The organism is Nonomuraea gerenzanensis (assembly GCF_020215645.1).
Lineage (GTDB): Bacteria > Actinomycetota > Actinomycetes > Streptosporangiales > Streptosporangiaceae > Nonomuraea > Nonomuraea gerenzanensis.
In genome coordinates this window covers 4,858,737-4,871,541 of the sequence record NZ_CP084058.1, presented here as the reverse complement: position 1 = coordinate 4,871,541, position 12,805 = coordinate 4,858,737, and the positions used below count along the sequence as shown (strand labels likewise).

Genomic DNA, 12,805 nt, shown 5'->3' with positions numbered 1-12,805 from the left:
GGGTGCCCCGACTCGACGGACCGACGGCCCTGCACCTGGCTGTGTGGACGGAGTCACGCTCCGTCACGGACGCAGGATCCGACGATGTCAGAGACGGCCAACCGGCCAAGTCCCGTGCTGGACTGCGCAGCAAACTACCGACTCCACCTCAGATGTCAACCGTGTCCCGATCAGCAGAAACATCAAGTTTCCGCAGGTGGGACATGTGCGGCCGGTGGTCGCAAAGCCGGTCAAAGCCCATTTGCGGGCGATGGGGAGCGGCTTGGCAAGTCGCGCAACGCCTGCGACAGCGGCCGCTCGTGGACGACCCCGAGCCGCTGTGTCGCACGCGTGAGAGCAACATACAGGTCGCTGGGCCCTCGTGGCGACTGAGCGGCGATGAGGTCCGGCTCGGCCACGATGACGGAGTCGAACTCGAGCCCCTTGGCGTCGCTCACCCCCAGCACCGCGACCGGCGCGTCGAGGGCCTCCGCTCCCCTGGCCCGGCCGGCGCCGGGGGCGACGACGACGGTGCCGGGCACGTTCGCGGCGAGGTCCGTACCGAGTGTGGACAGCAGCGCGTCGGGCACCACGACGGCGACCTTGCCGCCCTCGCCCGCCTCCTCCTTGGCCAGCTCGGGCAGCGCGGACAGCGGCGCGGCCCACGGGCGCGCGCCGGCCTCGCGCACGGAGGTGGGGGCCCGCAGGGCCGGGTCGATGGTGGCCAGGACGCGGGCGGCCACCGCCATCAGCTCGACCGGGGTACGGTAGTTGACGGTCAGCCGCTCCTGGCGCCAGCGCCCCGCCACGTACGGGTCGAGCACCTCCTCCCACGAGCGGGCGCCGGCGGCCGAGCCGGTCTGGGCGATGTCGCCCACGATGGTCATCGACCGGGTCGGGCACCGCCGCATGACGGCCCGCCAGGCCATCGGCGACAGCTCCTGCGCCTCGTCCACGATCACGTGCCCGTAGGCCCAGGTGCGGTCGGCGGCGGCGCGTTCGGCGGTGGTGAGGTAGGGGCCCTCGCCACGCTGCCGCTCTGCCAGCCGCTCGGCCTCCATGACGTCCGACAGCCCGGTCAGCTCCAGCACCTCGCGCGCGTAGGCCAGCTCGGCCTCGCGCTGGCTCTCCTCGGCCTGGCGGGCGGCGGCCAGCTCCTCCTCGGCCTGCAGGGCGCTGGCACGCAGCACCTGCTCGTCGATGTCGCCGAGCAGCTCGGCGGCCTCGTCCAGCAGCGGCACGTCCGACTCGGTCCACTCGCCGCCCGAGCGGCGCAGCAGCGCCCGCTCCTGCGGGGTCAGGGCGGAGGCGGCGTAGCCGAGGCGCTCGGGCGAGCCGTAGAGGCCGAGCAGGAGGCGTTGCGGCGTCAGGTACGGCCACAGCCGGTTGAGCGCGGACTTGACCACCGGCTCGGTACGCAGCTCCTCCCGCAGGTCGGCCAGGTCCTCCTCGTCGATGAGCCCCTTGCCGATCTTGCGGGCCTGCTGCCTGGCCAGGGCGGTGAGCAGCGACCGGACGAACACCGCGCGGGCCTGGTTGTGCGGGCGGCGCGAGCGGGTGGCCTTGTTCTTGGCGGCCTCCAGCATGTTGCGGTCGATGGTGAGCGTGATGCGGCCGATGGTCAGCTCGACGGGCTGGCGCGGGACGCGCTGCCGGTCGCGCACGGCCTTGGCGATCACCTCGGCCATCCGCGGGTCGCCCTTGAGCGCGGCCACCTCGGGACGGTCGCGCGCGGTGGCGGTCACGCCGGGGTAGAGCTCGCCGATCGTGGACAGCAGCACGTCGGTCTCGCCGAGGGAGGGCAGCACCTGCTCGATGTAGCGCAGGAACGTGAGGTTCGGCCCGAGGATGAGCACGCCGCGGCGTTCCAGCCGCTCGCGGTGGGTGTAGAGCAGGTACGCGGCCCGGTGCAGGGCCACGACGGTCTTGCCGGTGCCCGGCCCGCCCTGCACCACCAGCACGCCGTTCAGGTCGCTGCGGATGACGCGGTCCTGCTCGGACTGGATGGTGGCGACGATGTCGCGCATGCGGCCCGTGCGCCGCTCGTCGAGCGCGGCCAGCAGCGCGGCCTCGCCGTTGAGCGTGGCGCGGTCGTCGTCGGTGAGGGAGTCGAGGTCGAGCAGGTCGTCGTCCACGCCGACCACGGCCCGGCCCTTGGTCTGCAGGTGGCGGCGCCTGGTGACGCCCATCGGGGCCGCCGGGGTGGCGCGGTAGAACGGCTGCGCGACCGGCGCCCGCCAGTCGATGAGCAGGCGGTGCTGCTCGTCGTCGGTCAGGCCGAGCTTGCCGATGTAGAGCCGGCCCTCGTCGAGGTGATCCAGCCGGCCGAAAACCAGGCCGCGCTCGACCGCCCAGAGCCGGGCCAGGCGCGTGGCGTACATCTCGGCGAAGGTGTCACGCTCGGACCTGTTCTGCATCGTGCCGACAGCGCCCGCGGCCAGCACCTCCTTGAGTTGCCGCTGGGTGCGCTCGCGCAGCGTGTCGAGGCGGTCGTACAGGCGGGTGACGTACTCCTGCTCCTTGGTGAGCTCGGTTTGACGAGTTGCCGCCTGACCATTAATGTGGTTAATGGGACACTCCGGGCCATTCTGCTTGTTGTTACGACAAACGACGACATTAGCATGCCTGTAGAGGCACTCCCATCACTTTCCCCATCCCCTACCGGGTCACGTCTTGATTTCACCTCTTGACCGCCGCCTTTTTGCCGTCATATAGGTTAGGAAACTTTACTAACCTATTGTGGAGGCGGCGGTGAGCGATCCCGTCCCCGGGACACCCAGTCTGCTACGCGCCATCAATGATCGCGCCGCCCTGCGCGTCCTGCTGGAGCGGGGGCCGCTGACGCGCCCCCAGATCGGCGCGCTCACGGGGCTGTCCAAGCCCACGGCCTCCCAGCTCCTGTCGCGGCTGCGGCAGGCCGGCCTGGTCGTGCGGGACGGCACCAGGGAGGGACTGCCCGGCCGTACCGCCGAGGTCTACCGGATCAACCCGGCAGCGGCGTACGTCGGCGCGCTCGACGTCACCCCGCACCGCATCGAGGCCAGGGTGGCCGACATCACCGGCACCGTCGTGGGCGAGCACACGCTGCCGACCCCGCGCCGCCCCCACGGCGAGCTGGTGGACCGGCTCGACGCCGCCCTGCGCGGCGCGCAGCCGCCCGACAAGCTGCGCCGCGTCGTCATCGGCGTGCAGGCCGCGATCGACCCGTCCACCGGCAGGCTGGGGTACGCCGCCGCCAAGGACGTGCCCGGCTGGCACCTGCCCGACCTCGTGCCCACGCTCAGCGCCGGGCTCGGCGTCCCCGTGGACGTGGAGAACAACGTCAACCTGGTCGCCGTCGCCGAGCAGGCGCACGGCGCGGCGCGCGGCCACCGCGACTTCGTGCTGCTGTGGGCCGACGCGGGCCTCGGCTCGGCCGTCGTGCTGGGCGGGCGCGTGCACCGCGGCGCCACGGGCGGGGCCGGCGAGGTCGGCTACATGCCCGCGCCCGGCGCCCCCACGGCCCGCGAGTCCGGCCGCTACGCCGACCACGGCTACCAGGCGCTGACGGGCGGGCAGGCGGTGCTGAAGCTGCTGCGCTCCTACGGCGTGCGCGGCGCCGGCTTCCGCCACGCCGTCGCCAACGCCGTACGCGCGGCGGCCGGCACCGGCCAGCGGGCCGAGGACGCCAGGGCGGGACTGCGGGACGTCGCCGCCCGCATGGCCGTGGGCCTGGCCTCGATCACCGCGGTCGTGGACCCGGCGCTGATCGTGCTGACCGGCGGCGTCGTGCTGTCGGGCGGCGAGCCGCTGCGGGAGCTGGTCGAGCACGAGCTGCACGCGCTGACCATCCCCCGGCCGCCGGTCAGGCTGTCCACCGTGGAGGGCAACCCGGTGCTGGCCGGCGCCCTGGATCTGGCCCTGGCGGCCGTGCGCGACGAGGTCTTCGGTTCGACCGTTCCCGCTTGATCTGATGACAGGGGTGAGGGGTTTGCGGCTCGCGGTGGTCGGGGGTGGCTCGACGTACACGCCTGAGCTGGTGGACGGGATCGCGCGGCTGCGCGAGGAGCTGCCGGTGACGGAGCTGGCGCTGATCGACCCGGACGCGGCGCGGCTGGAGCTGGTGGCGGGGATGGCGCGGCGGATGCTGGCGCACGCCGGGCATCCGGCGCGGGTGCTGGCCACCTCCTCGGCCGCCGAGGGCGCGGCGGGGGCGGACGCGGTGCTGTTCCAGCTCAGGGTGGGCGGGCAGGCGGCCCGCCACGTGGACGAGACGCTGCCGCTGGGGTGCGGCTGCGTGGGGCAGGAGACGACGGGCGCGGGCGGGCTGGCCAAGGCGCTGCGCACGGTGCCGGTCGTGCTGGAGCTGGCCTCGATCGTCCGCGAGGTGGCGCCGCGGGCCTGGATCGTGGACTTCACCAACCCCGTCGGCATCGTCACCAGGGCGCTGCTCGACGCCGGGCACCGCGCCATCGGCCTGTGCAACGTGGCGATCGGCTTCCAGCGCCGCTTCGCCGCCTGGCTCGGCGTCGAACCCGCGCGGGTCTCCCTCGGCCACGTCGGCCTCAACCACCTGACGTGGGAGCGCTCGGTCATGCTGGACGGCGCGGACGTGCTGCCCGGCCTGCTGCGCGAGCACGGTCAGGAGCTGGCCGACTCGCTGGGCCTGCGGCCAGAGCTGCTGCGCCGGCTGGGCTCGGTGCCGTCCTACTACCTGCGGTACTTCTACGCCCACGACGCCGTGGTACGCGAGCAGCGCTCGAAGCCGACCCGGGCGGCCGAGGTGGCCGGGATGGAGGCCCGGCTGCTGGAGCTGTACGCGGACCCGGCCGTGGTGACCAAGCCGGACCTGCTGTCGCGGCGGGGCGGGGCGTTCTACTCGGAGGCGGCCGTGGCGCTGGTCGCCTCGCTGCTCGGCGATCGCGGCGACACCCAGGTGGTGAACGTGCGCAACGCGGGCACGCTGCCGTTCCTGCCCGACGAGGCGGTGATCGAGGTGCCGGCCTCGATCACCGCCTCAGGGGCCGTGCCGCTGCCCGTGCCGCCCGTGGAGCCCCTCTACGCGGGGCTGATCGCGCACGTGTCGGCGTACGAGACGCTGGCCCTGGAGGCGGCCCTGCACGGCGGCGCGGACCGGGTGCGGGACGCGCTGCTCGCCCACCCGCTGATCGGGCAGGACGAGCCGGCGGAGGAGCTGACGGGCCTGCTGCTGGAGGCCGGGCGGGCGCACCTGCCGTGGGTGGCGGGCTAGTGCGCCTGGTGCTGGCCGTGGACGGCGGCAACAGCAAGACCGACGTGGCGGTGGTCTCGGAGCGCGGGGACGTGCTGGCCACGGGCCGTTCCGGGGCGTTCGTGCCGCAGCGGGACGGCGTGGCGGCGGCCCTGGACGTGGTGGCGGCGGCGCTCGGCACGCTGCCCGCCGGGGTGCCGCGCGGCGGGTTCGACCACGTGTCTGCCTGCCTGGCGGGCGCGGACCTGCCCGTGGAGGAGGAGGCGCTGGCCGCGGAGTTCGCCGCGCGCGGGCTGGGCGCGGACGTGGTGGTGCGCAACGACACGTTCGCGCTGCTGCGGGCGGGCGCGTCGGGCCCGTGGGGGGTGGCCGTGGTGTGCGGCGCGGGCATCAACGCGGTCGGCGTCTCCCCCACCGGCGCGGTGGCCCGCTTCCCCGCCCTCGGCCGGCTCAGCGGCGACTGGGGCGGCGGCGAGGGGCTGGGAGCCGAGGCGCTGTGGCACGCCGTCCGCGCCGAGGACGGCAGGGGCGCCCCGACCGCCCTGGCCGCCGCGGTGGCCGCGCACTTCGGCACCGCGACGGTCGAGGAGGTCGTGCTGGGCCTGCACTTCGGCCGGATCGACGAGGGACGCCTGCACGAGCTTTCGCCCGCCGTGCTGGCGGCGGCCCGCGACGGGGACGCGGTGGCCAGGTCGCTGGTGGAGCGGCAGGCGGAGGAGGTGGCGGTGCTGGCGGAGGTGTGCCTGCGCCGGCTCGGCCTGCTGGAGACGCCGACGGAGGTGGTGCTCGGCGGCGGCCTGCTGACGGCCGGGGATCCGCTGCTGACCTCGCTGCTGAAGGAGTTGTTCGGACGGCGGGCGCCGCGGGCGCGGCTCGTGACGGCGGGCCTGCCGCCGATCGCGGGGGCGGCGCTGCTGGGGCTGGAGCGGCTGGGCGCCGGGGAGCCCGCCCTGGCACGCCTGCGGGCCCGCTACGCCTCCTCGTGACGTCAGGCGGAGGTGTCGGGGCCCGTGGAGGACTCGCCTGGCGCGTCGGGGCCGACGCCGGGGGCGCGGTGCTCGTACGGGGTGCTCAGCACGACCGTGGTGCGGGTCGAGACGTTGGCCGAGGCCCTGATCTGCTGCAGCAGGTCCTCCAGCGCGGCGGGCGAGGCCACCCGCACCTTGAGGATGTAACTCTCGTCACCGGCCACGCTGTGGCACGCCTCGATGGCCGCCAGGTGGGCCAGCCGCTCGGGCGCGTCGTCGGGCGCGGCAGGGTCGATCGGCTTGATCGACACGAACGCGGTCAGCGGCAGCCCCACCGCGTCGTGGTCGATGATCGCGGCGTAGCCGCGCACCACTCCCCGCTTCTCCAGGCGGCGTACGCGCTGGTGCACCGCGGAGACGGACAGCCCCGTCTCCCTGGCCAGGTCGGTGAAGCTCATGCGGCCGTCGCGGGCCAGCAGCGTGACGATCCGGCGGTCGATCTCCTCCATCGGTCAAAGGTAGCCGGTCATGGTCACGACATGGTCCCGACCGGGGTGGCGCCCCTGCGCATCGCGTGCTCGACCAGGGTGATGAGCACCTCCCTGCCGGAGTCGCGGCGGCGGGCGTCGCAGCGCACGATGGGGATGTCGGGCTCCAGGCCGATCGCCGAGCGCACCTCCCCGACGGTGAACGGCGAGACGCCGTCGAAGCAGTTCAGCGCCACGATGAACGGCTGGTCGCGCTTCTCGAAGTAGTCGACGGACGGGAAGCAGTCGTCCAGGCGGCGGGTGTCGGCCAGCACGACGGCGCCCAGCGCGCCCATGGCCAGCTCGTCCCAGACGAAGAAGAAGCGCTCCTGGCCGGGGGTGCCGAACAGGTAGAGCATGTAGTCGTTACGGATCGTGATGCGGCCGAAGTCCATGGCGACGGTGGTGGTGAGCTTGCGCTCGACCCCCGACAGGTCGTCGACGTGGGTGCCCGCCTGGGTGAGCGCCTCCTCGGTGCGAAGAGGCCTGGTCTCGGACACGGCACCGACCATGGTGGTCTTGCCCGCGCCGAACCCGCCGGCGACCAAGATCTTGATCGCTGTCGGCAGCCGCCAACGGTCTGAGCGACCGAATTCCATCCAGCACCGCCCGTACATTTCCCGCGCATGCGCGACCCCGCCCCTGAGGTGCCGGTCAGTGGTACCTGTCAAGGGTTCACTCGAGAGGGTCGATCCACATGCCTGGCATCGAGACACCCTAGCAACGCCACATTTTCCACTCAAGCCGCAATCTTTTACAAGAAACAAAATGTCACGGTTTGTCGCCTCAAGCCACGTTTTTCGCGGATCTAACAGGGCTATAGTCAAGTTTGTCTGTCATGGAATCAGACGGGGCACTTACGTGGCTCGCTGGTAGTCCGAAATGCCCGTGACACCTGCCTGGAACCCGAGCCGTCTGCGCAGGTAGGAGGCCGTGCGCGGGCTGTGGCGGCACACCGGGCGGATCAGCTCGTCCGCCTCGCGCGCCAGCTCCGCGATCGCGGCCGCCACCTCCGCGCCGTCCACGCCCAGCGCGAGCGCGTTGAGGTCGCCCCAGCTCAGGTCCCTGCGGTAGGAGGCGACGTCGCCGAGCAGGTGCAGGTAGCGCTGCACCTGCCTGCTGACGGCCCGCAGCTCCTCCAGGTGGGCCCTGGCCCAGTCGTCGGCGGTGTAGATCCAGTGCGACAGGTCGACGAAGCAGGAGCCGCGGCTGTCGGCGTTCTCGACGTAACGGGCCAGCGTGGGGACGGTGTGCGTGTCGCGCCACACCCAGGCCTCGGCCATGCCCGCCAGCATCCGCTCGAGCTGGTCGCGCCAGATCCCCTGCAGCTCCTCGAAGCCACCGACGGTGGCCAGCTCGTCGCGCAGGTCGGCCAGGAACCTGGTGGCCGCGGACCTCGGCACGGCCCCCTCGGCGACCGACAGGCACTCCCGCGTCAGGCGGGTGACCTGCTCGCGGGTGGTCGCGGCCCGATCGACGAGCCGGTCCACGGCCGTCACCCACAGCGCGGCCCGGTTGACGGCCTTCAGCCGATCCGCCCCCGCCCAGGGGGCGCTGAAGGCGGTGGCCAGGGAGAGCGAGCTGAAGAAGTCGGCGCCGAAGGCCGCGTCGGGGAACAGGTCGGCGTACATCTGGGCACACCGCCGCAGGTCCCTGCCGCACTCCGCGGCCAGCGCGCATGTCCTGCCGAGCTCGAACGCCTCGTCCAGCTCGTCGTCCGGCATCCTAGGGCCGCTCGATCGGCTCGCGGACCATTAAGCGACGTCCCCCCATGTCCGGAGATACACCTGCGGGGTAATTGTTTCATGATCAAGATCTATCGATCAAGGTATCAGCTGAGTGGCTGATCAGCCCGCTTCGCTGGCCGGGAACGCTACCTCCCGGCCGTACGCGGCGAGCTTGGCGGCCAGCGCCACCCGGGAGCCGATGCCGAGCTTCGTGTAGATCTTGCCGATGTGGTACTCGACGGTCTTGACGCTGATCAGCAGCTCCCTGGCGATCTGCCGGTTCGTCAGGCCGCCGGCGACCAGCGTGGCCGTGCTGAGCTCCTGCGGGGTCAGGCCGAGCCTGACGGTGGCGGGCGGCTCCAGGCCGCACGCCTCCAGCTCCTGGGCGCAGCGCTCCACCAGCGGGCGGGCACCCAGCCGGTCGAAGATCGCGCGGGCCGCCCCGAGCCGGCCGGCCGCCGCCTTGCGCCTGCCCGTGCGGCGCAGCAGCCTGCCCAGGTCCAGCAGCACCCGCGCCTCCTCCAGCGGGCAACCGCCCGCGCCTGCCAGGTCCAGCGCGCGTCCGAACGCCTCCTCGGCACGAGTTGGAACGTTCCTGGCGGCCAGGAGCAGGCCCGTCAGCCGGATGCGTTCGGCCTGCGTGCGGCGGCCGGTGGGCTCGGCGCCGCGGTCGTAGGCCTCCAGCGCCCGCTCCGCCTCCTCCAGCCTGCCGTCGGCCACCAGGGCCTCGATGCGTGCCGGGCGTGGGTCGGGCACGAACCCGCCCCACACGCCCGCATCCGCACAAGCATCCGCGCCCGCGCCTGCTCCCGCGCCCGCACGCCCGCTCGCGCCCGCGCCCTCACCTGCGTCCGCGCCCGCATCCCCGTCTGCGCCTGCGCCTGCGCCTGCGCCTGCGCCTGCGCCTGCGCCTGCGAGTGGACGCACTTCGGGCGGGTCACCGCCGGGCCGCTGCCCAGGAGGCGCGCCATCGTGCCACGCCGCCGCGAGACCGCCGCCCGGTTCACCGGCCGGCAGGTCGGCTGCGCCGAGCAGGGCCATGGCCAGGTCCGCCTGCCGCTCCCCCGCCACGTGCCGCATCCTGCGCGCCGCGGCGCCGGCCGCCACGGCGTGCGCGTGAGCCCGTTCGTGCTCGCCCTTGGCCGCCAGCGGCGCCACGCAGGCCGCGTCCAGCCACGGCAGCAACCAGCGCTGCCCCAGCGCGGCCGCCTCGGCGAGCGCGGCCTCGGCGTGCGCCACGGCCTCGTCCCAGCGCGCCAGCCCGTGCTCGGCGACGGCCAGCAGCGCGGTGGCCAGCAGCCGGTGGTGCGGCAGCCCCGCCGCGCCCGCGGCGGTCACGACCCGCTTCAGCGCGGCGCACGCCTGTCCCGCCTCGTCGAGGGCCAGGTGCGCCACGCCTTCGGCGAGGCTGCCGGATGGCGCGCTGACGCCGGGTGCCCCTCCCAGCGCCAGCACGTCGTACGGCCTGGCGACCGGGCCCGCGATGGGCTGCTCGGCCGACAGGCGGGCCCAGTGCGCCGCCTCGGCGCGGTTCCCCGTGACCAGATGCAGCCACGACAGCTGCTCCGCCACGTCGGCGGCGAACCCGGGCTCCGTGTGCCGCCACGCCTCCGCCAGCAGCTCGGACGCCTCGTCGAAGCGCCCGGCGGCCAGCGCGAGCCGTCCCAGCACGTACCGGCGCACCGGTCGCGGGTCGGCGTTGCGCACAGCGGCGAGCTCAGCCGCGCGGATCACATCGCCCCCGATGAGGACGTGTTCCAGAACGGCTGTGCGCAGCTCGTCGCGGCGCGCCGGCGACTCCGTGAGACCGGCGGCCAGGTCAAGGTGGGCTGCGGCCTCCTGCCACAGCCCGTGCTGTGCGGCCTTGGCCGCGAACCTCGCCAGCTCCTCCGCCAGCGCCTCGTCCGGCCCGTCCGCCGCGGCGGCCCGGTGCCGCAGCGCCGCGCCGTCGTCGTCGGCCAGCCTGGCGGCGGCCAGGTGCAGCCTGGCCCGCGTGCCCGCGCCGATCCCGTCGTAGGCGGCGGCCCTGGCCAGGGGCTCGGGGAAGTCGACCAGCCGGCCGGGCAGCTCCCGCAGCAGCCCTGCCGTGACGGCCTCCTCCAGGGTGTTCAGTGGCTCGTCGATGCCCGTGGCCACGGCGACCGCCACATGCAGCGGGCAATGCCCGCCCAGGACGGCGCAGGCCGCGACCAGCCGCCGGGTGGCGGGGGCGCAGGCGTGCAGGCGGCCTTCGAACGGGCGGCGGTAGGTCTCGGGGGCCGGCAGGCGCACTCCTTGGTCGGCCAGGGTCGCGGGGGCCAGGGTGGCGAGCAGGGCGCGGGCGTGCAGCGGGTTGCCCAGCGTGTGCGCACGCAACCGCCGCGCCGCCGACGCCACATCCGACCGCCGCACCTCCGGCCACGCCGTCCCCGGCCACCCGTCCGACCACGCACCGGACGACCGAAGATCCGGCCACTCCCCGTTCTGCCACTGCCCGTTCTGCCACTGCCCGTCCGGCCACTGCCCGTCCGGCCGTGACTCGGACGACCGTGACTCGGACGACCGCGACTCGGACGGCCGCGACTCCGGCAGCCGTGACTCCGGCAGCCGTGACTCGGACGGCCGTGCGTCCGGCAGCCGCCCGTCCAGCCGTGACCCGGGTGAGCGCGCGTCCGGCCAGCGCCCGTCCGCGCGCAGGGCCGTCAGCGCTTCCTTCGCCGCGTCCGTCGGTGACACGTACGCGCCCCGTTCCCGGCGCTCGGCCGTCACGACGGGATCGGCCGCCAGCTCGGCCAGCTCGGACGCGCTCAGCCCGCCCAGCGCGACGAGCAGCGCCCCGTCACCGGCGAGCAGCCGCCGCAGCCCCTCCGGCAGCCACGGGTCGGCCAGATCGCGGCAGGCCACCAGCACCAGCACCCGCCCCGGCCGCACGTGCCGCAACACGTAGCACAGGGCCCGCAGCGAAGCCCTGTCCACCCACTGCGCGTCGTCGACCACCACCGCGAGCGTCTCCAGCGCGGACAACCGGGCGACGACCTCGCACACCGCCTGCCCCGCCACCCACGGATCCACCTCGCCCACCGCACCGGCCGCGATCTCCCCCGGCACGCCGCCCACCGCACCGGCCGCGATCTCCCCCGGCGCACCGGCCGCGCTCTGCCCCCGCGCGCCGCCCCCCGCCGCCGGGCGCTCCCCCGTCCCGAGGTCCAGCAGGGCCGCCTCGTCCATGAGCTGCCGCACGACGCCGAGCCGGAGCCCCCGCTCGCTCTCCTCGCCGCTGACGGCCAGCACCCGCACGCCCGCCTCCCCGTCGAGCGCGTGGTGGATGAGCGCGGTCTTGCCGATGCCCTCGGGGCCCTCGACCACCGCCCTCCTGGCGGATCCGCCGCCTGCCGCGCGCAGCTCCGCACGCAGTGAGGCGAGCTCCGCCGTCCTGCCGACGAACATGGGCCCTCCCTCCGCCGCCCTCAAATCCCCAGAGCAGCGCAGACAGCCCCTGATACACCTCAACGGCGCCCCAACCCACCGATCCCCCGGCAACCCGCGCCAGAGCACCGCCACCGACCGGCCGATCCACCGTCAACCCACGCGCCAGCGCCGCGACCCCCCGGTCCACGCCTCAGTGCATCAGCCGCCCCCACGCGGCCGTGGCGTCGTCGTGCCGCTTGCCCCGCACCGGCCCCCGCGTCGCCTCCAGCTCCCGCACGGCCGCGATCACCGCCTCGGCCCCACGGCAATCCAGCACGTCCAGCACGGACTCCCAGCTCCACCCGTACCACTCGGACAACCGCGCCACCCCATCGGTGAACACCCCGACCCCACGCACCTCACCGGCGTCGGCCGTGCCGGTCACGCTGTGCCTGGCCGCCTCGGGGCGGGCCCCCGCGACCCAGAACCCGCCGGGCGCGTTCCGCATCCGCCGTACCAGCTCCAGACTGTACGGCCGCCCGCCCGGCAGCCGCTCCAGCCGGTCGTCGCTCACCGCCACGGCCTGCCCACCCACCTGGGAGAGCACCACCGTCGAGTCGCCCAGCACGAGGTACTCCACCCGCCCCCCGACCCGCACCATGGCCACCGTCGCGGACGGCGAGTCGGGGTTGCCGAGGTCGCAGGCACCCGAGTGGGCGGCCCGGGTCTCCTCGATGGCCGACTCCAGGACCTCCGCCAGTGGCGCCGCGTCGTCGCGGGCCAGCCGGGCGGCCAGCGCCCCGCCGAGCCGCCCCACCAGCCAGGCGACGTCGTGCGCGCACCCGCCGTCCACCCCGGGCGCGGCCGTGGCGCCGTCCAGGACGACGATCCAGGACGGCCCGGCGACCACCAGATCCTCGTTCGGCCGCCGCGACCCCGGCCGGGTGGCGTACGTGATCTCCGCGAACATGACAGCGACTGTGCCACAGCCACGCACCGCCTCACGGC

9 protein-coding genes are annotated in these 12,805 nt (G+C 74.4%); 3 read left to right on the top strand and 6 right to left on the bottom strand.

Annotated elements, in window-relative coordinates; genetic code table 11:
• Positions 1–230: 230 nt before the first annotated feature.
• Positions 231–2,396: a HelD family protein gene (locus LCN96_RS22950; RefSeq protein ID WP_225274926.1), complete on the bottom strand. Its 2,166-nt coding sequence runs from the start codon at positions 2,394–2,396 to the stop codon at positions 231–233.
• 334 nt (positions 2,397–2,730) lie between these two features.
• Between LCN96_RS22950 and LCN96_RS22945 the strand changes: the two genes are divergently transcribed.
• The 3 genes from LCN96_RS22945 to LCN96_RS22935 are packed head-to-tail and all read left to right on the top strand — an operon-like array spanning position 2,731 to position 6,174.
• Entirely contained in the window at positions 2,731–3,927 is a 1,197-nt protein-coding gene (locus LCN96_RS22945; RefSeq protein WP_225274925.1) for an ROK family transcriptional regulator, read from the top strand.
• 13 nt (positions 3,928–3,940) lie between these two features.
• The gene (locus LCN96_RS22940) at positions 3,941–5,209 is read left to right on the top strand and encodes a family 4 glycosyl hydrolase (protein ID WP_225274924.1); all 1,269 of its coding nucleotides are present in this window, start codon (positions 3,941–3,943) and stop codon (positions 5,207–5,209) included.
• Positions 5,209–6,174, top strand: a complete 966-nt coding sequence (locus tag LCN96_RS22935; protein ID WP_225274923.1) for an N-acetylglucosamine kinase — start codon at positions 5,209–5,211, stop codon at positions 6,172–6,174. The genes LCN96_RS22940 and LCN96_RS22935 overlap by 1 nt, the downstream gene beginning before the upstream one ends.
• Positions 6,175–6,176: 2 nt before the next feature.
• Here the strand turns inward: LCN96_RS22935 and LCN96_RS22930 are convergent, their stop codons facing one another.
• The 5 genes from LCN96_RS22930 to LCN96_RS22910 form a co-directional block, all read right to left on the bottom strand.
• Positions 6,177–6,665 (bottom strand): Lrp/AsnC family transcriptional regulator, encoded by a 489-nt coding sequence (locus LCN96_RS22930; RefSeq protein ID WP_225274922.1) that lies wholly within the window; start codon positions 6,663–6,665, stop codon positions 6,177–6,179.
• A 23-nt stretch (positions 6,666–6,688) separates the two neighbouring features.
• A complete protein-coding gene (locus tag LCN96_RS22925) occupies positions 6,689–7,282 on the bottom strand; it encodes a GTP-binding protein (RefSeq protein WP_225274921.1) in 594 nt (197 codons plus the stop codon).
• Positions 7,283–7,540: 258 nt separating this feature from the next.
• Positions 7,541–8,407, bottom strand: a complete 867-nt coding sequence (locus LCN96_RS22920; RefSeq protein ID WP_225274920.1) for a terpene synthase family protein — start codon at positions 8,405–8,407, stop codon at positions 7,541–7,543.
• A gap of 123 nt (positions 8,408–8,530) precedes the next feature.
• A complete protein-coding gene (locus LCN96_RS22915) occupies positions 8,531–11,836 on the bottom strand; it encodes a helix-turn-helix transcriptional regulator (protein WP_225274919.1) in 3,306 nt (1,101 codons plus the stop codon).
• 172 nt (positions 11,837–12,008) lie between these two features.
• Positions 12,009–12,767: a protein phosphatase 2C domain-containing protein gene (locus LCN96_RS22910; RefSeq protein WP_225274918.1), complete on the bottom strand. Its 759-nt coding sequence runs from the start codon at positions 12,765–12,767 to the stop codon at positions 12,009–12,011.
• Positions 12,768–12,805 lie beyond the last annotated feature (38 nt).